The sequence below is a fragment of the Brachymonas denitrificans genome (assembly GCF_907163135.1).
Classification (GTDB): Bacteria; Pseudomonadota; Gammaproteobacteria; order Burkholderiales; family Burkholderiaceae_C; genus Brachymonas; species Brachymonas denitrificans_A.
In genome coordinates, this window is sequence record NZ_CAJQUA010000001.1 from 2,513,256 (window position 1) to 2,537,847 (window position 24,592).

Annotated in this window: 25 protein-coding genes and 1 other RNA gene; 12 read left to right on the forward strand and 14 right to left on the reverse strand. The window is 67.3% G+C overall.

The genetic code is table 11. The features are described 5' to 3' along the window. Positions 1–4 precede the first annotated feature (4 nt). Positions 5–382 carry a YbaN family protein gene (locus KKQ75_RS11805; RefSeq protein ID WP_213362384.1) on the reverse strand — a complete coding sequence of 126 codons (378 nt, stop codon included), beginning with the start codon at positions 380–382 and terminating at the stop codon, positions 5–7. Between the two features lie 9 nt (positions 383–391). Further along, complete coding sequence (locus KKQ75_RS11810; protein ID WP_213362385.1) at positions 392–1,294, reverse strand: NAD(P)-dependent oxidoreductase; 903 nt, start codon at positions 1,292–1,294, stop codon at positions 392–394. A gap of 191 nt (positions 1,295–1,485) precedes the next feature. Between KKQ75_RS11810 and KKQ75_RS11815 the strand changes: the two genes are divergently transcribed. Then, positions 1,486–2,208: a YggS family pyridoxal phosphate-dependent enzyme gene (locus KKQ75_RS11815; protein ID WP_213362386.1), complete on the forward strand. Its 723-nt coding sequence runs from the start codon at positions 1,486–1,488 to the stop codon at positions 2,206–2,208. 10 nt (positions 2,209–2,218) lie between these two features. Here KKQ75_RS11815 and rarD read toward each other — a convergent pair whose 3' ends face one another. Continuing rightward, positions 2,219–3,100 (reverse strand): EamA family transporter RarD, encoded by an 882-nt coding sequence (gene rarD / locus KKQ75_RS11820; protein WP_213362387.1) that lies wholly within the window; start codon positions 3,098–3,100, stop codon positions 2,219–2,221. A 91-nt stretch (positions 3,101–3,191) separates the two neighbouring features. Here rarD and KKQ75_RS11825 point away from each other — a divergent pair, with 91 nt between their 5' ends. Then, entirely contained in the window at positions 3,192–4,322 is a 1,131-nt protein-coding gene (locus KKQ75_RS11825) for an aminotransferase class V-fold PLP-dependent enzyme (RefSeq protein ID WP_213362389.1), read from the forward strand. A gap of 99 nt (positions 4,323–4,421) precedes the next feature. On the opposite strand, the gene KKQ75_RS11830 is transcribed toward KKQ75_RS11825, so the two are convergent. The 5 genes from KKQ75_RS11830 to purU form a co-directional block, all read right to left on the reverse strand. Beyond that, a complete protein-coding gene (locus KKQ75_RS11830) occupies positions 4,422–4,601 on the reverse strand; it encodes a hypothetical protein (protein WP_213362391.1) in 180 nt (59 codons plus the stop codon). 262 nt (positions 4,602–4,863) lie between these two features. Then, complete coding sequence (locus KKQ75_RS11835; RefSeq protein ID WP_349772157.1) at positions 4,864–5,217, reverse strand: glycerophosphodiester phosphodiesterase family protein; 354 nt, start codon at positions 5,215–5,217, stop codon at positions 4,864–4,866. A 205-nt stretch (positions 5,218–5,422) separates the two neighbouring features. Continuing rightward, a complete protein-coding gene (locus tag KKQ75_RS11840; protein WP_213362392.1) occupies positions 5,423–6,922 on the reverse strand; it encodes an FAD-linked oxidase C-terminal domain-containing protein in 1,500 nt (499 codons plus the stop codon). Positions 6,923–7,012: 90 nt separating this feature from the next. Continuing rightward, the gene (locus KKQ75_RS11845; RefSeq protein ID WP_213362393.1) at positions 7,013–7,936 is read right to left on the reverse strand and encodes a LysR substrate-binding domain-containing protein; all 924 of its coding nucleotides are present in this window, start codon (positions 7,934–7,936) and stop codon (positions 7,013–7,015) included. Positions 7,937–8,003: 67 nt separating this feature from the next. Beyond that, positions 8,004–8,852, reverse strand: a complete 849-nt coding sequence (purU, locus tag KKQ75_RS11850; protein ID WP_213362394.1) for a formyltetrahydrofolate deformylase — start codon at positions 8,850–8,852, stop codon at positions 8,004–8,006. A gap of 256 nt (positions 8,853–9,108) precedes the next feature. On the opposite strand from purU, the gene KKQ75_RS11855 reads away from it, so the two are divergent. Next, a complete protein-coding gene (locus KKQ75_RS11855) occupies positions 9,109–10,473 on the forward strand; it encodes an aminotransferase class III-fold pyridoxal phosphate-dependent enzyme (RefSeq protein ID WP_213362813.1) in 1,365 nt (454 codons plus the stop codon). Positions 10,474–10,655: 182 nt separating this feature from the next. On the opposite strand, the gene KKQ75_RS11860 is transcribed toward KKQ75_RS11855, so the two are convergent. Both KKQ75_RS11860 and KKQ75_RS11865 read right to left on the reverse strand, forming a co-directional pair. Then, positions 10,656–10,952, reverse strand: a complete 297-nt coding sequence (locus KKQ75_RS11860) for a BTH_I0359 family protein (protein ID WP_091817498.1) — start codon at positions 10,950–10,952, stop codon at positions 10,656–10,658. A 139-nt stretch (positions 10,953–11,091) separates the two neighbouring features. Further along, positions 11,092–12,318: a DUF3108 domain-containing protein gene (locus tag KKQ75_RS11865; RefSeq protein ID WP_213362395.1), complete on the reverse strand. Its 1,227-nt coding sequence runs from the start codon at positions 12,316–12,318 to the stop codon at positions 11,092–11,094. Positions 12,319–12,479: 161 nt separating this feature from the next. Between KKQ75_RS11865 and KKQ75_RS11870 the strand changes: the two genes are divergently transcribed. From KKQ75_RS11870 to KKQ75_RS11880, 3 genes are all read left to right on the forward strand, one after another. Next, complete coding sequence (locus KKQ75_RS11870) at positions 12,480–13,439, forward strand: fumarylacetoacetate hydrolase family protein (RefSeq protein ID WP_213362397.1); 960 nt, start codon at positions 12,480–12,482, stop codon at positions 13,437–13,439. Continuing rightward, on the forward strand, positions 13,436–14,854 hold the full coding sequence (locus tag KKQ75_RS11875; RefSeq protein ID WP_213362399.1) for a DUF3422 domain-containing protein: 1,419 nt from the start codon (positions 13,436–13,438) through the stop codon (positions 14,852–14,854). The genes KKQ75_RS11870 and KKQ75_RS11875 overlap by 4 nt, the downstream gene beginning before the upstream one ends. 101 nt (positions 14,855–14,955) lie before the next feature. Further along, complete coding sequence (locus tag KKQ75_RS11880) at positions 14,956–15,909, forward strand: PhaM family polyhydroxyalkanoate granule multifunctional regulatory protein (RefSeq protein WP_213362401.1); 954 nt, start codon at positions 14,956–14,958, stop codon at positions 15,907–15,909. 13 nt (positions 15,910–15,922) lie between these two features. Here KKQ75_RS11880 and KKQ75_RS11885 read toward each other — a convergent pair whose 3' ends face one another. Together KKQ75_RS11885 and KKQ75_RS11890 are read right to left on the reverse strand one after the other, a co-directional pair. Beyond that, on the reverse strand, positions 15,923–16,720 hold the full coding sequence (locus tag KKQ75_RS11885; protein WP_213362402.1) for a class II glutamine amidotransferase: 798 nt from the start codon (positions 16,718–16,720) through the stop codon (positions 15,923–15,925). A gap of 17 nt (positions 16,721–16,737) precedes the next feature. Then, positions 16,738–16,974: a cysteine-rich CWC family protein gene (locus KKQ75_RS11890; RefSeq protein ID WP_213362403.1), complete on the reverse strand. Its 237-nt coding sequence runs from the start codon at positions 16,972–16,974 to the stop codon at positions 16,738–16,740. 125 nt (positions 16,975–17,099) lie between these two features. Here KKQ75_RS11890 and KKQ75_RS11895 point away from each other — a divergent pair, with 125 nt between their 5' ends. The 4 genes from KKQ75_RS11895 to KKQ75_RS11910 all read left to right on the forward strand — a co-directional run bounded on the left by KKQ75_RS11895 (position 17,100) and on the right by KKQ75_RS11910 (position 20,285). Beyond that, on the forward strand, positions 17,100–18,467 hold the full coding sequence (locus KKQ75_RS11895; protein WP_213362404.1) for a THUMP domain-containing class I SAM-dependent RNA methyltransferase: 1,368 nt from the start codon (positions 17,100–17,102) through the stop codon (positions 18,465–18,467). Next, positions 18,464–19,564 carry a hypothetical protein gene (locus KKQ75_RS11900; protein WP_213362405.1) on the forward strand — a complete coding sequence of 367 codons (1,101 nt, stop codon included), beginning with the start codon at positions 18,464–18,466 and terminating at the stop codon, positions 19,562–19,564. Before KKQ75_RS11895 ends, KKQ75_RS11900 begins: the two co-directional genes overlap by 4 nt. After that, complete coding sequence (locus KKQ75_RS11905; RefSeq protein WP_213362406.1) at positions 19,564–20,001, forward strand: putative toxin-antitoxin system toxin component, PIN family; 438 nt, start codon at positions 19,564–19,566, stop codon at positions 19,999–20,001. Before KKQ75_RS11900 ends, KKQ75_RS11905 begins: the two co-directional genes overlap by 1 nt. Positions 20,002–20,114: 113 nt before the next feature. Continuing rightward, on the forward strand, positions 20,115–20,285 hold the full coding sequence (locus tag KKQ75_RS11910; RefSeq protein WP_213362407.1) for a DUF1328 domain-containing protein: 171 nt from the start codon (positions 20,115–20,117) through the stop codon (positions 20,283–20,285). 93 nt (positions 20,286–20,378) lie between these two features. Here KKQ75_RS11910 and panD read toward each other — a convergent pair whose 3' ends face one another. Both panD and KKQ75_RS11920 read right to left on the reverse strand, forming a co-directional pair. Beyond that, positions 20,379–20,771, reverse strand: a complete 393-nt coding sequence (panD, locus tag KKQ75_RS11915; RefSeq protein WP_213362408.1) for an aspartate 1-decarboxylase — start codon at positions 20,769–20,771, stop codon at positions 20,379–20,381. An 81-nt stretch (positions 20,772–20,852) separates the two neighbouring features. Further along, positions 20,853–22,586 (reverse strand): NAD(P)/FAD-dependent oxidoreductase, encoded by a 1,734-nt coding sequence (locus tag KKQ75_RS11920; protein WP_213362409.1) that lies wholly within the window; start codon positions 22,584–22,586, stop codon positions 20,853–20,855. Between the two features lie 83 nt (positions 22,587–22,669). Here KKQ75_RS11920 and rnpB point away from each other — a divergent pair. Together rnpB and KKQ75_RS11930 are read left to right on the forward strand one after the other, a co-directional pair. Continuing rightward, an RNA gene (rnpB, locus tag KKQ75_RS11925) (RNase P RNA component class A) lies at positions 22,670–22,989 on the forward strand. Between the two features lie 44 nt (positions 22,990–23,033). Beyond that, positions 23,034–24,584, forward strand: coding sequence for an ArnT family glycosyltransferase (locus KKQ75_RS11930; RefSeq protein ID WP_213362410.1), 1,551 nt, complete (start codon positions 23,034–23,036; stop codon positions 24,582–24,584). The last annotated feature ends 8 nt before the right edge of the window (positions 24,585–24,592 follow it).

Sequence of the window (24,592 nt, forward strand, 5' to 3'; positions counted from 1 at the left end):
CGCCTCAGGCGTCCGGCCGGCTCCACATCCACACCGCAATCACGATGCACACCACGGTCATGATCGCCGCGAGATACCAGTGGGGCGTGCTTGCCAGCGTGATCGACACGCCAATGCAGGACACCGCCATGCCCAGGGTGCCGAACCACTTGCCAAGTCGCGGAATGGCGCCGCGTTCTTCCCAGGCGCGGAGGATCGGCCCGGTATGCCTGTGCTCCAGCAGCATGCGGTGCAGGCGCGGCGAGGCCTTGGCCCAGCAGGCGGCGGCCAGCAGCACGAACGGGGCCGTCGGCATCACCGGCAGGAAGATGCCGATGACTCCCAGCGCCAGCGAAATGGCACCAATGACCCAGAGCAGCGCACGGACCGTTTGCTGGAGCATATCCGCGCGTTACTTCAGGCGGGTGATCAGGCTGGAGGTATCCCAGCGGTTGCCGCCGGATTGCTGCACATCGGCATAGAACTGGTCCACCAGCGCGGTCACCGGCAGGCGAGCGCCGTTGCGGCGCGCCTCGTCCAGCACCAGGCCGAGGTCCTTGCGCATCCAGTCCACGGCAAAGCCGAAGTCGAACTTGCCTTCCACCATGGTCTTGCCGCGGTTTTCCATCTGCCAGCTCTGGGCCGCACCCTTGCTGATGGCGTCCAGCACCACCGGCATGTCGAGACCGGCCTTCTGGCCAAAGGCAATCGCTTCGCTCAGACCCTGCACCAGGCCGGCAATGCAGATCTGGTTCACCATCTTGGCCAGCTGGCCGGCACCCACCTCGCCCATGCGGCTGCAGGCCTTGGCAAAGGCGGCGATCACCGGCTGGGCGCGGTCGAAAGTGGCAGCGTCGGCACCGCACATCACGGTGAGCATGCCGTTCTGGGCGCCGGCCTGGCCGCCGGAGACGGGGGCGTCCATGAAATGCAGGCCTTTTTCGGCCGCAGCGGCGTGCAGCTCGCGCGCCACTTCGGCCGAAGCGGTGGTGTGATCCACAAACAGGCTGCCGGGCTGCATGCCGGCAAAGGCGCCGTCCGGCCCCAGCACCACGCTGCGCAGGTCGTCGTCGTTGCCGACGCAGCAGAACACGATGTCGGCCCCCGCAGCGGCTTCGCGCGGGGTGGCGGCCGCCTTGCCGCCGCACTCCTGCACCCATTCGGCGGCCTTGGCGGAGGTGCGGTTGTACACCGTCACATCATGGCCGGCGCGTGCCAGATGGCCGGCCATCGGATAGCCCATGACCCCCAGGCCAAGAAAAGCCACGCTGTGCGGCTGGCTCGGGGCATAGGTCTTGTCGGCGATCTGGGACATGGAAAACTCCTTGGCGGGTGCAAAAACTGGGACGGCACATGGTAACGCAGCGCCCGGAACTTCGGTAACATTCCCATGCAAAGGGGTGGTCCGTCCCGGCCTATTCCCTGCAAACGTTCACGACAGTCACATTTCCATGCGGCTTCGCTGTTGCGAAGGCGCACGCGGTGCGTTGAAAGGCCCGCACGTTCATGCCCGAATCCGAATCTCTTTCCCCCATCGCCACCAGCCTCGCCCAAGTGCAGCAGCGCATTGCGGCTGCCACTCAGGCGGCCGGCCGCGCCCCCGGCTCCGTGCGCCTGCTGGCGGTGTCCAAGACCTTTCCGGCCGAGGCCGTGCGCGAGGCGGCCGCTGCCGGCCAGCTCGCTTTCGGCGAAAACTATGTGCAGGAGGCAGTCGCCAAGATCGACGCCTTGCAGGCTCTCGGGCTGGAATGGCACTGCATCGGCCCGCTGCAGAGCCGCAAGTCCGGCCAGGTGGCCACGCACTTCGACTGGCTGCAGTCGCTGGACCGGCTCGACATTGCCCAGCGCCTGAGCCGCCAGCGCCCGCCTGAGCGCGCGCCGCTGCAGGTCTGCCTGCAGGTCAACATGGATGGCGGCGCCACCAAGTCCGGGCTGGCGCCGGAGCAGGTGGGTGACTTTGCCCGGGCCGTGCGCGAGCTGCCCGGCTTGCAGCTGCGCGGCCTGATGAGCATCCCCGAGCCCTATGACGATCCGCAGCAGATGTTGCAGGTGCACCAGCGCACCCGCGCGCTGTTCGACGAAGTGGGTGCCCGACTGGACCTGCCGCAGTGGGATACGCTGTCGATGGGCATGAGCGGCGATCTGGAACTGGCCATCGCCGCCGGCAGCACCATGGTGCGCGTCGGCACGGCGATTTTCGGGCAGCGCAGCTATCCGGCTCCGGTCTGACTAGTTGTGCTCAGGGCTGCGGCCGGCGCCTGCGCCACTGCTGCACCCCGTCCAGCGCCAGCACCGCCAGCGCCAGCCAGATCGGCACATAGGTCCATGCCGCGCCCGGCGCCATGCGCTCGCCCAGCAGCAGCGACACGCCGAACAGCAGCGCAGGCTCCAGATAGCCCAGCAACCCGAACAGTCCCAGCGGCAGGCGTCGGCTCGCGGCCAGATAGCAGGCCAGCGCCGTGGCGCTCAGCACGCCCAGCAGCGGCAGCAGCACCCCCAGGCGTGGCTGTTGCGCCAGCTGCGCACCGACCGGCTCACCCGCCAGCAGCCACAGCGCTGCCGGCACCAGCAGCAATGTTTCGGCCCACAGCCCGGGCAGCGCCTCCACCTGCAGGCGCCGGCGCAGCATGAAGTAGGGCGGATAGCCCAGTGCCACCAGCGCTGCCGCCCACGACAGGCTGACACCCTGCCAGACCGCATGCCCGACGCCGAAGGCAGCCAGCAGCACCGCCAGCTGCTGCCAGCGGTTCAGCCGTTCGCCATACACCACGCCTCCGGTCAGCACCATCACCAGCGGCAGCAGGAAATAGCCCAGCGACACCTCCAGCGCCCGGCCATGCAGCGGCGCCCATGTGAACAAGGCCATCTGCGCGCCGATCAGATGCGCGCTCACCAACAGCCCGAGCCCCAGCAGCGGCTCGCGGCGCACGCGTTGCCACAGCGCCAGCAGCGCGGCCCCGCTGCCGAGCAGCAGCACCCAGACAGTCAGAACCGGCAGCCCCAGCGCGACGCGCCAGCCGAAAATCGGCAGCCCGTCCAGCGGCTGCAGCAGCACCGCGTAGTAATACAGCACCGCAAACAGCACCGAGGCCGTGGCGGAGAGCACAATTCCTTGCAACATGGCGGGCAGTGTACGGGTTTTCAGTCAGGGGCTGGCAAACCCATTACCATGGATGCCTGCCAAAACCGACACCAACGAAAGAGACAAACCCATGCCCGGACTGCTGCCCCACATCGATCCCGAAGGACTGCTCGAATACTCGGTGGTCTATACCGACCACGCCGTCAACCACATGTCCAGGCAATTCGTCGGCGCCATGCAGGACATTCTCGCCACGCTGCAGGAAGTCTATGGCGCGCACACCTCGGCCATCGTGCCGGGCAGCGGCACCTACGGCATGGAGGCCGTGGCGCGCCAGTTCGCGCAGGGCCAGAAAGTGCTGGTGGTGCGCAACGGCTTCTTCAGCTACCGCTGGAGCCAGATCTTCGAAGTCTGCCAGATCACCCAGACCGTGACGGTGTGCGAAGCACGCCCTGCCAGCGACGACGTGCAGGCCCCGTGGGCGCCGGCGCCGATCGAGGATGTGGTTGCCACCATCCGCGAGCAGAAGCCTGCGCTGGTGTTCGCGCCGCACGTGGAAACCGCCAGCGGCATCATCCTGCCCGACGACTACCTGCGCCAGCTGGCCGATGCCGCGCACGAGGTGGGTGGCCTGTTCGTGCTGGACTGCATCGCTTCCGGCGCCATGTGGGTGAACATGCCGGCTGTGGGCGTGGACGTGCTGATCAGCGCGCCGCAGAAGGGCTGGAGCGGCACGCCGTGCTGCGCCATGGTCTGCCTGAGCGAGCGCGCGCGCACGGCTCTCGAAAACACCGCCAGCAACAGCTTTGCCTGCGACCTGAAGAAGTGGGTGATGCTGGCAGAAGGCTACGTCAAGGGTCAGCACGCCTACCATGCCACCATGCCTACCGACGGCTTGCTGCGCCTGCGCGATGCCATGCAGCAGACGCGGGCCGATGGTTTCGACACCACGCGCGAGCGCCAGATCGCGCTGGGCACGCAGATGCGTGCCATGCTGGAAGCGCGCGGCTTCCCCAGCGTGGCGGCCGAAGGTTTCAAGGCGCCGGGCGTGGTGGTGAGCTACACCAGCGATCCGGGTCTGCAGAACGGCAGCAAGTTCGTCGCCGCCGGCGTGCAGGCGGCCAGCGGCGTGCCGCTGATGTGCGGCGAGCCGCAGGGCTTCAGCACCTTCCGCCTGGGCCTGTTCGGGCTGGAGAAATGGCGCAACGTGGAGCGTACGGTGCAGCTGATGGAGGATGCGCTCGACCGCATGGGCGTATAAAAGCGCGGCAAAAAGGGCAGCCGGTCTTGCAACAGGGCTGCCCCTGTGAAGGCCCCTCTACAGGGGCTTTTTCATGGCATCTGACTTGTGCCGGCTTCGTCAGGCATGCAGGCCGTTGGAAACCCAGCTGCACTCCATGACGCCGCGTTCGGGGTTGAGGGCCCACACGGCGCGCATGGAACGCAGACGATGCGGACGGCCATGCAGATAGGCCTCACGCTCGTGGGCGTCAGCCACGTGCAGATCGGCGTAGGGAAGGGATGCGTAAGCGTAGTTCATGTCTCACCTCCTGATGAACTGGTGCGTGCCAGCTTCGGCGAGAAGAACCTTCAATCACCGGCGCGGAACGCGAGGTTGATGAGAATGACAACTGGCGTTGTCGGAGGGCATTGAATACTCCTGATGGATTCAATTGGGTTGCGCCAATAACTGGCGAATCCAATGATACCACAACTTCAATAAATTGGTATTACATAACCATGCAAGTAACTCGGGTATTGCCGCGCCCGGGGCATTCAGGCGCGGCCGAGCGGGGCGCTGATCAGCGGCCCAGCTCCTTCAGGTAAGCCTGGCGTGCAGCCACTGCGGTGTCCGGAAAATCCGAGAACACGCCATCGATGCCGAGGCGATAGAACTGCAGGTATTCGTTCACCGGATTGCCTTGGTAGTCATAGGCGAGGCGGCGGGCTTCGTTGCGGAAGGTCCAGGTATGGATGGCGAGGCCGGCCTTGTGCGCATCGGCGATCAGCGTGGTGGGGGTGCCGCTGCTGGCGTCCATGCCGTTGACCTTGCCGTCCTTGTTCACGTCCAGCATCCTGCCCTGGGCGTCGAATTGTCCGACCATGGGCACGATGTACGGCTTCCAGGGGCCCACGCCGTCGGCATAGGTGGCCACTTCCTTCAGGCCGGCGGGGGTCAGCAGGGCGTCGAAGTTGTCGGTGCGCCCGGCGCATGGATGAAGGTTTCAACGGTCAGGCTCTGCATGGTGGCTCGAAGCTCCGGAAACGCGAAGGAGGCGGCAAGCATGCCGCCGGGGGTTTCATTGTGGCGCTGGGGCTCGGCCGTTTTTTGTCAGACAACAGGCCGTCCTGCACCGAGGCTCAGAAGCGCTCCAGCTCCGGAAACGGCAGACGCCCGCCGCGCACCAGCATGCGGCCATACTCGGCACAGCGCTGCAGCGTGGGAATGACCTTGCCCGGATTGAGCAGGCCCTGCGGATCGAAGGCGTGCTTGACGGCAAACATCTGCGCGTTCTCTTCTGGCGAGAATTGCACGCACATGCTGTTGAGCTTTTCCACACCCACACCATGTTCGCCCGTCACGGTGCCGCCCATGGCGACACTGGTTTCCATGATGTCGGCACCGAACAGCTCGGCGCGGTGCAGCTGGTCCGGATCGTTCGCGTCGAACAGGATCAGCGGGTGCAGGTTGCCGTCGCCGGCGTGGAACACATTGCAGCAGCGCAGGCCGTACTTGTGCTCCATCTCGCCGATGGCCAGCAGGATGTCGGCCAGGCGCTTGCGCGGGATGGTGCTGTCCATGCACATGTAGTCCGGGCTGATGCGGCCGCTGGCCGGGAAGGCGTTCTTGCGCCCGCTCCAGAAGCGCAGGCGTTCGGCCTCGTCCTGGCTCACGGTGATGGCGGTGGCGCCGGCTGCGCGCAGCACGGTGCTCATGCGGGCGATCTCCTCTTCCACTTCCTGTGGCGTGCCGTCGCTTTCGCACAGCAGGATGGCTGCAGCGTCCAGATCGTAGCCGGCGTGGACGAAGTCCTCCACGGCGGCGGTCATGGGCTTGTCCATCATCTCCAGTCCGGCCGGAATGATGCCGGCGGCGATCACGTTGGCCACGGCATCGCCGGCCTGGCGCACATCGGCAAAGCTGGCCATGATGCAGCGCGCCAACTGCGGCTTGGGGATGAGCCTGACGGTGACTTCCAGCACCACCGCCAGCATGCCTTCGCTGCCGATGGCCAGGCTGAGCAGGTCGTAGCCTGGCGCGTCCAGCGCCTCGCTGCCCAGGGTGAGGGGCTTGCCCTCGATGGTGTAGCCGCGCACGCGCAGCACGTTGTGTACGGTGAGCCCGTATTTCAGGCAGTGCACGCCGCCGGCGTTTTCCGCCACGTTGCCGCCGATGGTGCAGGCGATCTGGCTGCTGGGATCAGGCGCGTAGTACAGGCCGTGCGCCGCCGCTGCCTCGCTGATGGCCAGATTGCGCACGCCGGCCTGCACGCGCGCGGTGCGGCTGCGCGGGTCGACATCGAGAATGCGGTTGAAGCGCGCCAGTGACAGCGTGACGCCATGGCGGTGCGGCAGCGCGCCGCCGGACAGGCCGGTGCCGGCCCCGCGCGCCACCACCGGCACGCGCAGGCGGTGGCAGGTGCGCAGCACGTGCTGCACCTGCTCTTCGGTTTCGGGCAGGGCGACGCACAGGGGGCGCTGGCGGTAGGCCGTCAGGCCGTCGCACTCGTAGGGGGTGGTGTCCTCCTCGTGCCAGAGCAGCGCATGCGCGGGCATGCCCTGCTGCAGGGCCGCGATCAGCTCGGCCTTGGCAACCGGAGGCGCATCATCCTGAATGGGGGGAAAGGCAGCGGCAGACATGCTGCCAATGTAAAAGAAAACGCCCCGCAAAGGGGCGTTCGGGCAGCATGAAATCGCTTCAGCGCTGCCGTGAGGATTTGCCGCGGCGCCTCAGGCCGTGGTCAGCACGCGCTGCGGCGTTGCAGCTTCGGCCGCCGACGCGTCCTGCTGCAGGCTCTCCTGCAGCCAGCGTGCAAAGGTGCTGCATTCCCAGCGATCCATGTTGCCGGTGCGCCAGCACAGATAGTGGGCATGCGGACTCGGGATGCTGCGTTCGAACAGGCGCACCAGCGAGCCGTTGGCCAGCCAGGGTTGCGCCAGTTGCAGGCGCACCAGTGCCACGCCCAGACCCTGTGCGGCGGCATCGCAGGCAAGACCCACGTCGTTGAACGAAGAGCCATCCATGGGCTCGGGCCAGTCCAGGTCGTGGGCGGCAAACCAGGTGCGCCAGGGTTCCAGCGGGCTGCGCAGCAGCTTGGCATTCTGCAGGTCCTGCACCGAGCGGAACGGGCCGAACTCCTCGATATACGCGGGCGAGGCCAGCGGGGAGATGATGTCCTTCATGATGCAGACCGATTCCAGGTCCGCATAGCGGCCGGCGCCGTAGCGGATGGTCAGGTCGGCATCCTCGGCCACCACGTCGAGCAGCGGGATGTTCACGTGCAGCGACAGGTCGATCTCGGGATAGGCCGAGGTGAATTGGCGCAGGCGCGGCATCAGGATGCTGCGCGCGAAGGTGGGCGTGACGGCCACGCGCAGCTTGCGGCGCGACAGGGCCGGGTTGCAGCCGGGAAAACGCTCCAGCATGGCCAGCGCCTCGCGTACGTGCGAGAGGTATTCGCTGCCCTCGGTCGTGAGCGAGAAATCGGAGCGGCCGAACAGGCGCATGCCGACCAGCTGTTCCAGCTGCTTGATGCGGTGGCTGACGGCACTGGGCGTGACGCAGAGTTCTTCGGCGGTGTGGGTGACGCTACGGAGCCGGGCCAGTGCTTCGAAGGTGAGTAGGCACTGGATGGGGGGAATGCGCATGGCCATGGAGGGTATCCCTGTCTGCAATCTGCGGCGCGCCGGCTCTTGTGGAGCGGCCTGCGCCTGCTTGTTTTTATCGGAAGATGACGGTACGGTGGCCGTCGAGAAGGACGCGATGTTCGCTGTGCCACTTTACGGCACGCGCGAGTACCTGGCTCTCGGTGTCTTTCCCGATAGCCGTAAGGTCTTCGACTGTCTTGCTGTGGTCCACGCGCGCGACATCCTGCTCGATGATAGGACCTTCGTCCAGGTCGGCTGTAACGTAATGTGCGGTGGCGCCGATCAGCTTCACGCCGCGGTCGTGGGCCTGGTAGTAGGGCTTGGCTCCCTTGAAGCTGGGCAGGAAGCTGTGGTGGATGTTGATGGCACGGCCGGCGAGCTTGCCGCACAGGTCGTTGGAGAGGATCTGCATGTAGCGGGCCAGCACCACCAGTTCGGCCCCCTCGGATTCGATGATCTCGAGCTGGCGCGCCTCGGCCTGGGCCTTGTTGTCCGTGTTCACCGGGATGTGGTGGAAGGGCACGTTGTAGCTGGCAGCGAGCTGGTAGAAGTCGCGGTGGTTGCTGATGATGGCGCGCACGTCGATCGCCAGCAGGCCGCTGCGCCAGCGGAACAGCAGGTCGTTCAGGCAGTGGCCTTCCTTGCTCACCATGATCACCGTGGGCATGGGCAGGGCGCGCGGGTACAGGCGCGTCTGCATCTGGTAGGGCTTGGCAAATTCGGCCAGCGCCGCGCGCAGCTGCGCAAAATCCGGTTCGGGGCAGGTAAAGCCCACGCGCATGAAGAACAGGCCGGTATCCGTATCGTTGTACTGGGCGGCCTCGTTGATGTTGCCGCCGTGCTCCATCAGGAAGCCGGACACGGCATGCACGAGCCCCATGCGGTCGGGGCAGGAAAGCGTCAGGATGTAAGGATGGCTCATCGTGAGGGGCTCGCCACAGCCTTCCGCAGTTGTGCTGCAGGAGGCGCGGCGGGAATCAGAGTAGAAATCTGCGGTGCTGCAAGTGTCGCCGGACCGGGCATTCGATGCCACAATGGGTGCACTGTCCGGCTGAGCCGGCAGACAGGCTTCAAAGCCGCTTATTGTAGTAGCGTGTCCGTACAGGCGGGCTCTATTGTAAGAAATGTAATACAGCCTGTGCATGCGGCACCACGCCATTGCCGACGAAGGAGACGAGATGGACGCCCCCTTGCCAGCAGATTCCCGCATCCACCCCTATGCCCGTGCCGGCACCGTGCACCAGTGGCTGCCGTTCACGCCCAACCGTGATTTCCAGCGCCAGCCGCGCGTGGTGGTCGAGGCCGGCGGCATGCATTTCACCACCAGCAATGGCCGCAGCATCCTCGATGGCGTCTCGAGCCTGTGGTGCGTGAATGCCGGTCACCGCTGCGCTCCCATCAACGCCGCCATCCGCGAGCAGCTCGACACGCTCGACTACTCGACCGCGTTTTCCATGACCAATGACCGTGCGGTACAGGCCGCCGGCATGATCGCCGCGCTGGCGCCGGACGACCTGAACAAGGTGCTGTTCTGCAACTCGGGCAGCGAGGCGGCCGACACCTCGCTCAAGCTGGCGCTGGCCTACCACCGGGCGCGCGGCGAAGGGCAGCGTTGCGTGTTCATCGGCCGCGAGCGTGGCTACCACGGTGTGAACTTCGGCGGCATGAGCGTGGGCGGCATTCCGGGCAACCGCAAGGCCTATGGCGCTGCCATGCTGCCGCGGGTGGACCACATGCGCTTCATCCACGACCCGGCGCATGCCTTCATCCAGGGCGAACTGCCGCAGTGGGACGACGACCCGCTGCTGGAACTGGAGCAACGCATCCTGCCGCTGCACGATCCGTCCAACGTGGCGGCCATCATCGTCGAGCCGGTGGCCGGCAGCGCCGGCTGGTACGTGCCGCCCCAGGGCTACCTGCAGCGCCTGCGCGAGATCTGCGACCGTCACGGCATCCTGCTGATCTTCGACGAGGTGATCACCGGATTCGGCCGCCTAGGCACGGCATTCGCGGCGCAGTATTTCGGCGTGAAGCCGGACATGCTGAACTTCGCCAAGGGCGTAACCAACGGCAGCATCCCGATGGGGGGCGTGGTCTGCTCCGACCGCATCTACGACACGCTGATGGGGGTGGACCAGCCGGCGCATGCCATCGAGTTCTTCCATGGCTATACCTACTCCGGCCACCCTGTGGCGGCGGCGGCCGCGGTGGCGACGCTGCAGCATTATGTGGAAGCGGATCTGTTCGCACGGGCCGCGCGCATGGCGCCGGTGCTGGGCGATGCCATGCACAGCCAGCTGCGCGAACTGCCGAACGTGACCGGCATCCGCACGCTGGGCATGGCCGGGGCGGTGGAACTGCAGGGCATGGCCGGCAACCCGGGCCGGCGGGCCTACGAGATCTTCCTGCGTTGCTACGAGAACGGCGTGCTGGTGCGCAATGCCGGCGATGTGGTGGTGCTGGCGCCGGCCTTCGTGGCCGAGGAGGCGCATATCGCGCAGATGGTCGAGACCCTGGCCGAGGCGATCCGGGCGCTGGCGTAAGGGCTGCTGGGCCAAGTCATGGCCCGGGCGAGGCTGCCCGAAAAGCGCACGACGGTAGTCTGGCGGTGATGCTCTGATCCGGGCGGTCAACCTTGAGAGGGGCCGGCGGGAAAACGCGCGGCTGCCTCCGTTGCAGCAAAAAGCCCTCCGAAGAGGGCTTTGCGCGGCGGGGGTGCAGAGGCTCAGTGCAGCATTACCGGGCTGCTGGCCAGTCCGCTGTAGTGCTCCAGCGCATCCTCCACCTCTTCCTGCGTGGGGGTGTTGTCCTGCCAAGCCGTGATCTGCTGCTGGAACAGCTCGGCCCAACTGCCGTCGAGATAGACGTGGCGTCCGGAACGCTTGTCGACGATCTCGAAGCCGTGGCGCGCCAGGGCCAGATGGCCGCGACCGCGCATCTGGATCACGTCATCGGCATCCAGTTCGGGATTCGACTGCATGTGCACGACCACGAAACTGTCGGAGTCGTACAGCGTGTGCATGCCGGCTACGGTTTGGTCAAAAAGGTCTTTGTGCATGTCACCTACATGGTAGCGACAAACCGCAAATCAAGGTGTGTCGCGGCGTCAAAGGTGAGCGCGGAGAACAACTTCTGTATCAGGACGGCACAAGATCACGGTTTCAGCCCGGCGGCATGCGCTTGAGCGTCTGCTCCACGTAGTTGCCATTGTCCTCGCTGATGCGCATGCGCACCGGCAGGTAGTGGGTCTGGCCGCCGCTTTGCCAGGGGGCCAGCCACATCTCGATGCGCTTGTTCTGGCCGGCGCTGCGCACCTGGGTGAGCTTGATGGCGCGGTGCTCCTGGCCGCCGGCGTGCACCGTTTCCTCCGGGTCGACGCGGAAGCGGAACAGTGGTGCGTTGCGCGGCCCGGCGGACTGCAACAGCAGCGTGCTGCCTGGCGGATAGCGGCCGGCATCGGCATTGAACAGCGCCAGCAGCTGCACGAACATGCTGACCTGGTCCTGCGCGCCGGGCAGCAGCGGCACTTCGGGATTGCCGGCGCTGAACTGGATCGTGCCCTGTGCGGCTTTCGGGTCGGCCTCCGGGTTGCGCGTGAAGCTGGCTGCCTTCTCGCCGCGCCACTGGTCGGCAAAGCGGTCCGGGCGCAGGCCGTTGGGGCCGATGCGGCCCTGGCTGACCTGGGTGCGCTTGCCCACCAGGAAGGCGCTGATGGTGTAGGCCATCTGGTAGGACTGGTCGCCCTGGTTGGTCCATTGCAGCGTACCGCTGGCGTGGTACTGCAGCTTCTTGGCCTCGCCGGTCATGTCGTATTCGAGCAGGAAGGAGGGCGGGGCCTTGGCAGGGGCACGCGACAGGGCGATCAGTTCCGCCGGGATGGGAGCCGGGGCCGAGGCTGCCGCTGCGGGGGCGCTGGCGGCCGTGCCGGCCAGCGCGATGTCGCGCTCAGGGGGGCCGGGCAGCGACGCGCTTGCCGCGCCGGATGCGGCTGCATCGGCAGCAGGAGGGGCGGATGCCGCGTCCGGCGGGGCAGAAGCGGCCGGAACCGGAGCTGCCGGGCGTGCCGGGCCTTGCGTTTCCGGTTCGCGCCGGGGCGGCAGCGGGGGGGGTGGACGGCGCACGCGCACCGGAGGCGCCAGCTCGGGCTCGGGCTCGGGCTCGGGCTCGGGCTCGGGCTCGGGCTCGGGCGCAGGCTCGGGGGTGATCGTGCGCGTATCCAGGCTGACCACCACCGCTTCGCTGGCGGGCGATTTTTCTGCCGGACGCGCCCGGCCCGGCAGGCCGAACAGCAGCAGGGCATGCACGGCGGCCACGGCCAGCGCCGCCAGCAGCAGGGGCAGCGGACGAATCTGGCGGGCAGCGGGAGCGGAAGGGCGGGTGGCTGACAAGGCGGCAGAAGGTGAAAAGTGGACTGTTGCCGCCTCCCCGACAGCACGCCATGACGTGCGCAGCGAGGTGACGGAACCGGCTTGGCCTATTCTAGAATGGACCGATCAATGGCTGGCGCGCCCGCGCGACGCCAGACCCATCGGGTGACAGAAGGATACCAATGAAACTTGCAACATACAGGGATGGCTCGCGCGACGGATTGCTGGTGGTCGTCTCGCGTGATCTGCGCCATGCCTGCTTTGCCACGCACACGGCCGCGCGCCTGCAACAGGTGCTGGATGACTGGAACTTCATCAGCCCGCAACTGGAGGACCTGTACCGCCAGCTCAATGCCGGGCGCGTGCCGCACGCCTTCGCCTTCGACCCTGCATGCTGCATGGCGCCGCTGCCGCGCGCGTTTCAGCGGGTGGACGGGGCGGCTTATGCCGGCCAGGGTCCGGCAGCAGTCGGTGCCACTGCCGCGCAGGCCCTGCGCCTGTGGCAGGCCGGCTCCGACTGCCATCTCGGTCCGCAGGATCCGGTGTTACTGCCAGCCGCAGAGGCCGATTTCGAGGCCGGACTGGGCGTTGTGTGCGCCGACCTGCCCGTTGGTGCTACCGCCGAGCAGGCGCTCGAGGGCATCCGTCTGCTGCTGCTCTGCAACGGCCTGCGCCTGCGCCACCTGGCGGGCGCGGACGGCGATGGCACAGCGCTGCTGTCGCGTCCGGCCATGGCTTTCGGTCCGGTGGCAGTCACGCCGGACGAGCTCGGCGATGCCTGGCACCACGGCCGCGCCCACCTGAGCCTGCAGGTGCAGGGCAACGGCCGCAAGCTGGGTCTGCTGGACAGCGGTGCCGACATGGAGGCCGGTTTCGATCAGTTGCTGGAGCGCCTGTGCCGTACGCGGCCCGTGCGTGCCGGCACGGTGCTTGCCGCCGGCCCGGTCAGCAACCGTGACCGTCGCAAGGGCGTGGCCTGCCTGGCCGACAAGCGGGCGCTGGAAATTCAGGACCACGGCAGCGCCGAAACCCCCTGGCTGCAGCCCGGCGATACGCTGCGCATCGAGGCACGCACACGCGACGGCCAGAGCCTGTTTGGCGCCATTGACCACGAGATCGTCTCCCCTGGAGAACGCCTATGACGACCGATGCCGGAACCCCGCAGGAACAGACTCTGCCGCTGGCGGCCCCCTTGCAGTCGCCTCCGCGCAGCCATGCCGAGCTGCATGACGAACTGCATGCCCGCCCGCCGCTGCGTACCACACCTTGCTGCGTGGTCAGCTACTGGGCCCAGGCCGGCTTGCCGGCCGAGGTCGCCGACGCTGCCTTGCGCGTGGCCTGTGCCGATGCGGGCCAGCCGGCGCCGGCGTCGGGCCGGCGCCACCATCTGATCGAGACGGGCAGCTGGGCGCTCAAGTACGAGCGTCATGGCGAATTCGTCAGCTGGCAGCTGCGGATGGACTTGCCGGCCGATCCGAGCCAGGAGCCGGAACTGCTGCTCGGCGCCATGCTGCGGGCCGATGCCCGCTACGCGCTGTCGCCGGCCTTTTTTTCGGCGCTGGGCGATGCCCCGATGCTGGCTGCCACGCATGTGGTGGTCTGGCCGGCGGAAGAGGACGGCATGCTGCGCCAGGCGCGGCGCGTGATGGCGCAACTGCTTGCTGCCACGCGCACGGCGACCGAGGCGACGCATGACCTGATCGGCTCCTGGATTGCCGATGACCGCGCCGCCATGTTCACCCATCTGCTGCTGGACGAGGCCGGCTTCACCCGCTTTCTGCTGCTGGACGTGCAGCTGTCGGAGCAGCAGCGTGCGCGCGAGGTGCAGCGCATCGTCGAGATCGAGGGCTACCGGGCGCTGGCCATGCTGGGTTTTCCGCTGGCACAGCAGGAATCGGTGCTGCTGCGCACGCTGGAGCGCCGCCTGCTGCAGGCGGTGGACCAGTTTGCGGCACAAAGGCAGGCGACTGCGGCCGAGCAGCAGGTGCAGGACCAGCAGGTGTTCGCCGAACTGGTGGCCATCGCCTCCGAAGTGGAGCATGGCGTGGCGCGCTCGCGCTACCGCTTCTCGGCCACGCGCGCCTACCACCGCATCGTGGAGCGGCGCCTGCAGGGTCTGCGCGAATCGCGTATCCAGGGCGTGCAGACGCTGGGCGGCTTCCTGTCGCGCCGCTTTCTGCCGGCGATAGAGCTATGCGACAGCACCGATGCCCGCCTGAGCGATGTGGCCGCACGCGTGCAGCGCGTGGTCGAGCTCACCAAGGTGCGGGTCGAGGCGCGGCGCGAGGAAGACAATCAGCAATTGCTGCAGGCCCTGGCACGCCGCCAGCACCTGCAACTGCGCCTGCAGCAGACGGTGGAAGGGCTTTCGGTGGTGGCCATCAGCTACTACGCCATCAGCCTGCTGAGCTATGTATTCAAGCTGCTCAAGACGGTGCCGGCCATCGAGGCACTGCATATCCCGGTCGAGGCCGCCGTGGGCGCCAGCGTGATTCCGGTGGTGCTGCTGGTCGCCTGGTTCGTGCGCCGCATCCGACAGCACCACGCGGTGGACTGACCGGGCGGCCGGGGCTTGTCCGGCTTGGCACGCGTCATGCGCATGCAGTATGCTTTCGACCATCACCATTCGCCGCACGGCGGCCAGGCAGGAGAGTGCAGATGAACATCAACGCAGTAGGCTTCGACTTCAGCAAGTTCGTTCCCGGCTTCGACTTTCTCAAGCAGATCACGCAGCCGCGCAGCATGATGCCCTCGCCTGCGCAGTGGGTGGCGCCCACGGTGGATCCCGAAGAGGTCGAGCGCCGCATCCAGGAGTTGCGCACCGTACAGTTCTGGCTGGAACAGAACACCACTGCGCTCAAGGCCACCATCCAGGCACTCGAAGTGCAGAAGATGACGCTGACCACGCTCAAGGACATGAATGTCGGCCTGAACGACATGGCGCAGGTGTTCCAGCAAGGCGTGGCCGACACCGTTTCCAGCGTGACGCAGGCCGTCAAGGCGGCCGTGCCCGAGGCGCCGGCGCAGGAATCCGCAGCCGTCCCGGCGTCTGCCGTGACCTGGCATGAGGTGCCGGTGCAGGCGGCACAGGGGGCAGCCTCCGGGGACGAGGCGGCAGCCGAAGCAGGCGAGTCCCCGCTGAACGCGGCTTTTGCCCAGGCCGGCCAGTGGTGGGGCAGCATGATGCAGACCTTCCAGAGCATTGCCCAGCAGGCCCAGGAAGACGTGCTGCAGCGTCAGGCCGAGTTCCTGAAGGCCCAGGAGGAAATGGCGCAGCAGGTGGCTGCGGCGATGCCGGAAGTGGCGGCCGGGGTTGCCGCGGCAGAACCGGCGGCGTCTTCGGTCAAGCCTGCCAAGCCGGCGGCGCGTGCCACCGCCGCGCGCAAACCTGCTGCGGCCAAGCCCAAGGCGGCAGCGGGCGCTGCAAAGACAGCCCCCGGCAAGGCGGCCAAACCGGCAACGGCCGCCAGGACGGCGCCCCGCGCCGCGGCGGCTGCCGGCACCAGTACCGCGGGAAGCCCCAAGGCAGCCGCCAAGCCGGCTGCAGCGCGCAAGCCGGCGGTCAAGCGGCCTGCTGCCGCCAAGGCGCCGGCCGAGAAGCCGCGCTCCTGATGGTGCGACCGGGCTAGTCCAGCGGCTGCCCGTCCACGAACACGCGCAGTTCGCCGCAGCAGAAGGGCGTCCATGCCTCGTTGCTGGTGAGCGGCTGCGTGGCGATCACCGCCACGCGGTCCTGCGGTGTGGTGTGCCGGGCGAAATCGATCTCCAGGTCTTCATCCCGCAACTGGGCCGTGGTGAACGGGTGTTGCCGCACGACGTAGTGCAGGTGCGTGCTGGCATGCGCCCATAGTGCTTCGCCGTTGGACAGCAGCATGTTGAAGGTGCCATGCCGCGCCAGCGGCGGCATCAGTTCGCGCAGCGTGCGCGTCAATTCTTCCACCGGCGGCATGCAGGCATGCGCCTTGGCGATCTCCTGCATGATCCAGCAGAAGGCGCGTTCGCTGTCGGTATCGCCCACCGGGCGGAAGTGGCTGTGCAGATGGGGCTGAAAGTTCTCCAGATTGCCGTTGTGCGCAAACACCCAGTAACGGCCCCACAGTTCGCGCACGAAGGGGTGGCAGTTTTCCAGCGCCACCGGTCCCTGCGTCGCCTTGCGGATGTGTGCGATCACGTTGCGGCTCTGGATCGGATAGTGCCGGATCAGCTGCGCTACCGGCGAGGTGCTGGCGGCCTGGTTGTCCACGTACAGGCGCAGGCCCTTGTCCGGCCCGGCCTGCGGCGTGCTGCCGGGCGTGCCTTCGAAAAAGGCAATGCCCCAGCCGTCGCTGTGGTGGTCCGTCACGCCGGCGCGCTGGGCAAAGCCGCTGAAGCTGAAGGTGATGTCGGTCGGGGTATTGCAGTTCATGCCGAGCAGCTGGCACATGGCGGTCTTTCCGGGCGTCAGGAGGTGGATTGGGCGCGCAGGGCGCGCAGGCAGGCCTGGCAGTAGCAGACTGTCGGGGCGGCTTGGCTGCCGGCAGCTTTCGATTCCGGCGCGTGGAACGAGTCGGGCGGTTCCTGCATGCACCAGCAACTGTCAGCGGGTGCGCCGATGGCGATGGCGCAGCGATTGGGCTGGCCGCAGCGGGGGCAAGTCTGGTCCAGGGGAGTCAGTTCGTGGGCAGGAGATGCAGGCATGTTGCCATTGTCGGGCAAAGCGGGCGGTGCCGGCCAGTGCCGCAGCGGATGCGGAGTGCGATTTTTCGATGCCAAGTGCGTGATTTGGCAGCAGAAAAACGTCAGAGTCTGGTAAGGTATCGCCCATGAATGCCTTGCACCTGTTCCTGCCCTGCGCCGCTGGCGTCGAGGGCTATCTGGCCGACGAAGTCGCGGCCATCACGGCACTGCCGCCGGGCCAGATCCAGGCCCTGCGCGCCGGAGTGCTGGTGCACGGCAGCTGGCGTAACGCGCTGCAGCTCAACCTGCACAGCCGGCTGGCCCAGCGCGTGCTGGTGCAGCTCTCGCGCACGCCCTACCAGAACGAGGCCGACCTGTACGAAGCCGCCTCGGCCATCGCTTGGGAAATGTGGTTCACGCCACAGCAGACTTTCCGCATCGACATCACGGCGCAGCGCAGCCCGCTCAAGAGCCTGAACTTTGCCGCGCTCAGGATCAAGGATGCCGTGGCCGACCGCTTCCGCGCCCGCGCCGGCAGCCGCCCCAGCGTGGATACCCAGTGGCCGCACGTGCGCATCTTTGCCCACCTCACCAATGACCGCATGGCGCTGTACATCGACACCTCGGGCGAGCCGCTGTTCAAGCGCGGCTGGCGCGAGGACAAGGGCGATGCGCCACTCAAGGAAACGCTGGCCGCCGCCATGATCGCCGCCAGCGGCTGGAGGCCCGAAACCGGCCAGCCGCTGTATGACCCCTGCTGCGGCAGCGGCACCATCGTCGTGGAGGCGGCGCAGATGGCATGCCGCATGGCGCCGGGCGCGCAGCGCCGATTCGGTTTCGAGCGTCTGCTGCCGTTCCAGGCCCATGTCTGGCAGCAGTTGCGCCAGGAGGCGCGCGCCGCCGAACTGCGCGATGGCCCGCTGCTGGTGTTCGGCAGCGACGTGGCGCACCGCATGGTCGACTTTGCCCAGCGCAATGCCCAGCGCGCCGGCGTGGCACATGCCGTGCAGCTGCGCGGCGGCGATGCCCTGCAGCGCATGCCGCCTACTGATGCGCCCGGCATCCTGCTGGTCAACCCGCCCTACGGCGAGCGCATTGCCGCGGCCGGTGTGGCCGGCCAGCGCGCCGAGGAGCGTGCCCGCAGCGCGCCGCGCGTGCACCGCGTCGGCGGCACCCTGGGCACCGGCACGCTGCGCGAGGCTGCCGCCAGCCGGGGCGGCCGCGAAAGCGCCATCATGGCCGCCGGCAGCGAAGATGACGATTTCTTCGCCCGCCTGGCCAGCCACTGGAAGAAGCACTACACCGGCTGGACCGCATGGATGCTGACCCCCGATCGCGACCTGCCGCGCCGCATGCGCCTGAAGGAAACGCGCAAGATCCCGATGTGGAACGGCCCGATCGAGTGCCGCCTGTTCCGCTTCGACCTGGTGGCAGGCTCCATGCAGACGCGCGCGCCGCGTGACGCAAGCGCGGGCGACGCCACGGTGACCGGCCCGGGAGGTGCCGGCCAGTGAGCGCACAGGGCAGGGCAACACGGCTGGGCGCGCGACTGCTTCAGGCCGCTGCGGCGCTGGCATTGGCCCTGTCGCTAGCAGGCTGCGAGCGCGGCAGCGGCGATGCGTTGACGCCGCCCAACAATGGCGTGGCCAGTTCCCTGCATCTCAACGCGCTGATGGACGCCGCCTTCGGCAGCCAGCAACAGGTGATAGACACCCAGCAGGTGCGCTGGCGTGCCAACCTGATGCTGCCGCCGGCGCAGGAGGCACGTCTTCCCAGCGTCATGTTGCCGGCCAGCGAGCCGCTGGCGCCGCTGCCTCCCCTGACGGCAGCCAGCCACCCCCTGCCGGTGGCGCTGCAGCGTACTGCCGTCGTGACGATCCCGCGCGAAGTGGTGCGCCTCAATGACACCCGGGCCGTGCTGGTGTTCGAGTCGGTGCCGGCTGACGGGGAGGGCCGCCCGGCGCGCAGGCAGACCAGCCAGGCTGTGCTGGGCGCCGTATTCTATTCGCGTGCGGCGGCCGGGAAGAACAGCCCTGAAAAGCCGCGTGCTGCCGGCGAAGAGCAATGGCAGGTCAGCCGCTTCCTGCCCTACGTCGACGCAGTCGGCTACGAAGGCAGCGCCGGCGACAGCCAGGTCTACAAACTGGCTCCCGAGCGCTACCTGCTCACCTTCGAATCCGAAAGCTGCTGGCAGGGCACCTGCGGCAGCTGGCTGCATGGCTATCTGCTGCAACCCGAAGGCATGGCGCTGGCCTTGCAGTCGCGTCTGGCCGGCAATAACCGTGCCGCCTATGCCGATTGCGATGCGCGGCTGTCGCCGCAGCGCAGCGGGCCGCGCCAGCGCCGCCGCCCGGCGGCTGCGGACCCGGCCACACCCGCTTCTGCCGCCGCCAGCGCCGCGATCGACAGCCACAGCTGCTTCGACGTGCGCGGCGAAGTGCATCCGATCTCGCGCGAGGCTGCCAGCGCCGATGTCTCCATCCGCTTCAAGGGCCTGGTATCCACCGTGCGCGGCGAGCGCCAGACGGTGCAGGAAACCCAGCTGTTCCGTCTGAACGACGGCCTGTACGAGCAGGTGGACGGCGGGCCGAACCCGGTGCCGGAGTTCTGATGCAGCCTGTCGTCATCGACACCAACATCGTGCTCGACCTGCTGGTGTTCGAGGAACCTGCCGTTGTGCCGCTGCGCGAGGCGCTGCAGCAGGGCCGGCTGCAATGGCTGGCCACGCCGCGCATGCGCGAGGAACTGGCGCGCGTGCTGCACTACCCGCAGATCGCCAGGCGCGCCGCCTACCACGGCCGCGAGAACGAGGCCGTGCTGGCCGCCATGGATGCCCGGGTGCAATGGATGGAGCCGGCGCCGCGCTGCGAGGTGATCTGCAAGGATGCCGATGACCAGTGCTTCATCGACCTGGCGCTGCTGCATCAGGCCCTGCTGCTGAGCAAGGACGGCTACGTGCTGCGCCTGCGCAAGCGCCTCGCCAGGCAGGGCGTGACGGTGGCGCGTGCCTTGCCCGCGCACTGGTGCGAGCCGGCCCTGTCGGCGTGATCCTACCGGGGGCAGCGCCCTGCGCTGATGGAGGCTGTGCACGGGACAAACTAGAGTGAAAGCATGTCAGGCGTCAAGCGGCGCCGGGCGATCCACTCAACCAGGAGGTCATCATGCTCAAGTGGGCCATCATCTTTGCCATCATCGCCTTTGTTGCGGGCATTTTCGGCTTTACCGGCATCTCGGCCGGCGCTGCCGGCATTGCGAAGATTCTGTTCATCGTCTTCGTGGTGCTGTTCCTGATCATGCTGGTGCTCGGCGTGATGGGCGCGAAGAAGCTCTAGCCGGCACGCGGTGACTGATCACCGAAGACGCCACAAGCAGGAAGGGCTGCACCCGCAAGGATGCAGCCCTTCCTGTTGGAAAAAAAAGCAGGCTCAGGCCGCTTCCATCTCCTGCGTCGGGATATGCGAGCGCAGCTCGATCTGGCGGTTGTTCTCGTCCACGAACACCAGTTGCGGCTTGTGCGCGGCGATTTCGCTGGCTTCCAGCTGCACGAAGGCAGCGATGATCACCAGGTCGCCCTTGGCGGCACGGCGTGCGGCCGAGCCGTTCACGGAAATCATGCCGCTGCCACGCTCGCCCTTGATGGCGTAGGTGGTGAAGCGTTCGCCGTTGTTGATGTTCCAGATGTCGATCTGCTCGAATTCGCGGATGCCGGAAGCTTCCAGCAGGTTTTCGTCGATGGCGCAGGAGCCTTCGTAGTGCAGTTCGCAGTGGGTAACGGTGGCGCGATGGATCTTGCCATTCAGCAGGGTATGACGGGGCATTGACGGTCCTTGGTCAGGAAAGAAATGCGAAAGAAGCGCGATTGTATAGAGTGGCGCCGCAACGCGGGGTAAAAATTCGGTTTACTGTTTCGTCATTGCGACAGCTAAAGCTTCCGCCACCTTGATGCCATCCACGGCCGCGGACAGGATGCCGCCGGCATAGCCCGCGCCTTCGCCGGCCGGGTACAGGCCGGGCACGCCCGGACTCTGCAGCGTTTCGCGGTCGCGGTCGATATGGATGGGGGAGGAGGTGCGCGTTTCCACGCCGGTGAGCATGGCGTCGCTCCAGTCGTAGCCGCGGATCTTGCGGCCGAAGGCGGGCAGGGCCTCGCGCATGGCGTAGATGGCGTAGTGGGGCAGGGCGCGCGACAGGTCGGTCAGCGTCACGCCCGGCTTGTAGGAGGGCTCGACCGCACCCAGTTGCGTAGACGGGCGCTGCTCCAGGAAATCGCCCACGGTCTGGCCGGGTGCGCGGTAGTCGCCGCCACCCATGCGGAAGGCCTGGCTCTCCAGAATGCGCTGCAGGGCGATGCCGGCCAGCGGATGCGCCGGACTGCGGCCCGAGCCCACGCCGTCACGCTCCAGCACGGCCGGCGACAGCTGCTCGGCCCTGGCTAGCGCCTCGGCGGCGGGCCGGTCGGGATCCAGTTGCGGAAAATCCGCCGGCGTGATGCCGACCACCATGCCGGCGTTGGCATTGCGTTCGGCGCGCGAATACTGGCTCATGCCATTGGTGACCACGCGGCCCGGCTCGCTGGTGGCGGCCACCACGGTGCCGCCCGGGCACATGCAGAAGCTGTACACGGCGCGGCCATTGCTCGCGTGATGCACCAGCTTGTAATCCGCCGCGCCCAGGAGCGGATGGCCGGCGTGCACGCCCCAGCGCGCCTGGTCGATCAGGCTTTGCGGATGCTCGATGCGGAAACCGACGGAGAAGGGTTTGGCTTGCATGGGCACGCCGTGCTCGAACAGCATGGTGAAGCTGTCGCGCGCGCTGTGGCCCAGCGCGAAGATGGCATGGCGTGCCGGCAGTTCGTAGTCGCTCCCGCGGGCAAGGTCGTGCACCTGCAGCGCCTGCAAGGCGCCGCCCGCATCGCGCACGATATCGTCCACGCGCTGCTGGAAGCGCACTTCGCCGCCCAGCGCCTCGATCTGCGCGCGGATATTCTCCACCACCTTCACCAGGCGGAAGGTACCGATGTGCTGCCTGGCCACATAGAGGATGTCTTCCGGCGCGCCGGCCTTGACGAATTCCTCCATCACCTTGCGGCCCAGGTGGCGCGGATCCTTGATCTGGCTGTAGAGCTTGCCGTCGCTGAAGGTGCCGGCGCCGCCCTCGCCGAACTGCACGTTGCTCTCGGGCGTGAGCACCTGCTTGCGCCACAGGCCCCAGGTGTCCTTGGTGCGCTCGCGCACGGTCTTGCCGCGCTCCAGCACGATGGGCTTGAAACCCATCTGCGCCAGCGCCAGCGCCGCCAGCATGCCGCAGGGGCCGAAGCCGATCACCACCGGGCGCTCCGTCAGGTGCGCCGGGGCGTGCGCGGGGGCGTACCAGCGCATGTCGGGCGTGGGCTGGATGTGGGCGTTGCCGGCGTGGCGCTGCAGCAGTGCCTCCACGCTGCTGCAGGCGTCGGCCAGCGTCACATCGACGATGAACACCTGCTGCAGCTGCTTCTTGCGGGCATCAAAGCTGCGCTTGTGCACATGCACGTCGTCCAGGTCGGCGGGGGGCAGGCCCAGGACATCGGCCACGGCCTGGCGCAGATCGGCATCGCTGCTGTCGAGCGGCAGCCGGATTTCGGAGAGTCGGATCATGATGGGCTTGTGGCAATCAAGCAAAACATCAATTATCGGATACGCTGGCGCTGCTGTCATCCCTCTGGGATAATGCGCAGCGTGAAGCCTGCCAGACCGCCGCTGGTGCCAACGTGGAAACACGGCACTGGAGGAACGTCCGGACTGCACAGGACAGCGCAGGAGGTAACACCTCTCCACCGCGAGGTGAGGATCAGAGCAACAGAGACGAGCCGCTTGAGTGCGGGTGAAACGGGCAATCTCTGCGCGCAGCAATACCAAGTAGGCCAGCGTTGATGTGGTTCCGCAGAGCTGGCGGGTAGGTAGCACCGAGCCGGGTGGGCGACCCCCGGCCCAGATGAATGGCGGTCACGCAGCGGGCAACCGCTGTGCACAGAATCCGGCTTATCGGCAGACTTCACACTTTCTTTTCCGGTTCGCGCATTTTTTGCGGCAGACCCTCCGCCCATGATGTTCCCCTTTCTCCGTGCAATTGCCGACGCGCGCGCGCCCATCCGTGCGCGCTGGATCGGCTTGTTCCTGCTGGTCTACGGTGCGCTCTGGCTGCTGGTGCATGGCGGCACGGTGCTGGTGCCGCCGATGGACAACATCGAACAGCTGATCTGGGTGCGCAAGCTGGAGTGGGGCTACTACAAGCATCCGCCGCTGACAACCGTGCTGCTCTGGCCACTGGTGCAACTCTTCGGCCTGCATGGCTGGGTCACCTACGTGCTGGGCGCGACGCTCACGCTCGGTGCATTGGGCCTGCTCTGGTGGTTGCTGCGCCGCATGCACGACAGCCGGTTCGCCACCATCGCGCTGCTGGCCATGCTGTGTATCACCAATATCGGCGGGCGGCTGCATTTCTACAACCACAACACCACGCTGCTGCTGTTCACGGTACTGAGCGCAGTGGCTGCCTGGCTGGCGCTGGAACAGCGCCGCTGGACCTGGTGGGCGCTCCTGGGACTGTCACTCGGCGCCGGGGCGCTGGCCAAGTACCAGATCGGCCTGTCGGTGGCGGCGCTGCTGCTGGTGTGGTGGCGCGCGCGCGGCTGGAAGGATCCGGTGCAATTGGGCGGCCTGTTCCTGGCCGGGGTGATTTCCATGCTGGTGTTTGCGCCGCATGCCTGGTGGCAGTGGCAGCATGGTACCGATACGATCGACTATGCCATGAGCACGTCGGTGGCCGCCGGCGAGGCGGGGCTGGACGGTGTCGGCGGCAGTCTGCTGTGGCTGGTCGAGCAACTGCTGACGCGCGGCATACTCTCCGGCTTGCTGCTGGGACTGGGCGTTTGGCTCTGGCGCCGGCGCCGCCCCTCCGGCGCAAGCCCCTCAGCCGTCGGCGTGGTTTCCACCCAGGCCAAAACGCCTGTCAGTCCGGCCTTCTTTCTGCTGGCCTGGGGCGGCCTGCCTCTGTTGCTGATGTTGCTGATGGGTCTGCTGTTCGGCTCTGTGCTGCAGCGCCATTGGGGTGTGGCATACCTGCCGGCCTGCATGGCAGGCGCCATGCTGCTGGCCCGTCGTATTGACTGGCCGGCAGTGCTGGCTCGCCCGGTGCTGTGCATCTTCATCGTGCTGCAGGCGCTACTCATGCTGCAGGTGGTGCTGACCTCGTCCTACGGCCTGTCCGGATTCCGCAACCGCGCCTGGCGCAATTTCGATGCCGCGCGCGTGGCGGCCGCCATGGCGCCGCAGGTGCATAAGGCGCTGGACGGAACGGTGCGCGTGCTGATCGGACCCAGCAAGGAAACGGGCGCGATTTCGCTGAATCTGCCAGAGCGCCCACTGGTGCTGCTCAGCAACAACTACCGCTGGAGCCCGTGGGTGCCGCAAGACCTGGTGGCCCGCTGCGGCGCTGTGAAGATCGAGGTGGAATACCGCAACGCAGTTCCGCTGCCGCCAGTGCCGCCTTCGGCCGTTGGCGGCCGAGTCGAGAATCTCGGAGGCGGCATCACCGCCGTGCAGTGGACGGTTCAAATGCCCCAGCCAGGCCAGCCGCCATGCCCTGCGCTATGATGAAACAT

Bases quoted from the DNA above. Each gene is read 5' to 3' on its own strand.
- KKQ75_RS11805 (WP_213362384.1), bottom strand. From the start codon at position 382: ATGCTCCAGCAAACGGTCCGTGCGCTGCTCTGGGTCATTGGTGCCATT.
- KKQ75_RS11810 (WP_213362385.1), bottom strand. From the start codon at position 1,294: ATGTCCCAGATCGCCGACAAGACCTATGCCCCGAGCCAGCCGCACAGC.
- KKQ75_RS11815 (WP_213362386.1), top strand. From the start codon at position 1,486: ATGCCCGAATCCGAATCTCTTTCCCCCATCGCCACCAGCCTCGCCCAA.
- rarD (WP_213362387.1), bottom strand. From the start codon at position 3,100: ATGTTGCAAGGAATTGTGCTCTCCGCCACGGCCTCGGTGCTGTTTGCG.
- KKQ75_RS11825 (WP_213362389.1), top strand. From the start codon at position 3,192: ATGCCCGGACTGCTGCCCCACATCGATCCCGAAGGACTGCTCGAATAC.
- KKQ75_RS11830 (WP_213362391.1), bottom strand. From the start codon at position 4,601: ATGAACTACGCTTACGCATCCCTTCCCTACGCCGATCTGCACGTGGCT.
- KKQ75_RS11840 (WP_213362392.1), bottom strand. From the start codon at position 6,922: ATGTCTGCCGCTGCCTTTCCCCCCATTCAGGATGATGCGCCTCCGGTT.
- KKQ75_RS11845 (WP_213362393.1), bottom strand. From the start codon at position 7,936: ATGGCCATGCGCATTCCCCCCATCCAGTGCCTACTCACCTTCGAAGCA.
- purU (WP_213362394.1), bottom strand. From the start codon at position 8,852: ATGAGCCATCCTTACATCCTGACGCTTTCCTGCCCCGACCGCATGGGG.
- KKQ75_RS11855 (WP_213362813.1), top strand. From the start codon at position 9,109: ATGGACGCCCCCTTGCCAGCAGATTCCCGCATCCACCCCTATGCCCGT.
- KKQ75_RS11860 (WP_091817498.1), bottom strand. From the start codon at position 10,952: ATGCACACGCTGTACGACTCCGACAGTTTCGTGGTCGTGCACATGCAG.
- KKQ75_RS11870 (WP_213362397.1), top strand. From the start codon at position 12,480: ATGAAACTTGCAACATACAGGGATGGCTCGCGCGACGGATTGCTGGTG.
- KKQ75_RS11875 (WP_213362399.1), top strand. From the start codon at position 13,436: ATGACGACCGATGCCGGAACCCCGCAGGAACAGACTCTGCCGCTGGCG.
- KKQ75_RS11880 (WP_213362401.1), top strand. From the start codon at position 14,956: ATGAACATCAACGCAGTAGGCTTCGACTTCAGCAAGTTCGTTCCCGGC.
- KKQ75_RS11885 (WP_213362402.1), bottom strand. From the start codon at position 16,720: ATGTGCCAGCTGCTCGGCATGAACTGCAATACCCCGACCGACATCACC.
- KKQ75_RS11890 (WP_213362403.1), bottom strand. From the start codon at position 16,974: ATGCCTGCATCTCCTGCCCACGAACTGACTCCCCTGGACCAGACTTGC.
- KKQ75_RS11895 (WP_213362404.1), top strand. From the start codon at position 17,100: ATGAATGCCTTGCACCTGTTCCTGCCCTGCGCCGCTGGCGTCGAGGGC.
- KKQ75_RS11905 (WP_213362406.1), top strand. From the start codon at position 19,564: ATGCAGCCTGTCGTCATCGACACCAACATCGTGCTCGACCTGCTGGTG.
- KKQ75_RS11910 (WP_213362407.1), top strand. From the start codon at position 20,115: ATGCTCAAGTGGGCCATCATCTTTGCCATCATCGCCTTTGTTGCGGGC.
- panD (WP_213362408.1), bottom strand. From the start codon at position 20,771: ATGCCCCGTCATACCCTGCTGAATGGCAAGATCCATCGCGCCACCGTT.
- KKQ75_RS11920 (WP_213362409.1), bottom strand. From the start codon at position 22,586: ATGATCCGACTCTCCGAAATCCGGCTGCCGCTCGACAGCAGCGATGCC.
- KKQ75_RS11930 (WP_213362410.1), top strand. From the start codon at position 23,034: ATGATGTTCCCCTTTCTCCGTGCAATTGCCGACGCGCGCGCGCCCATC.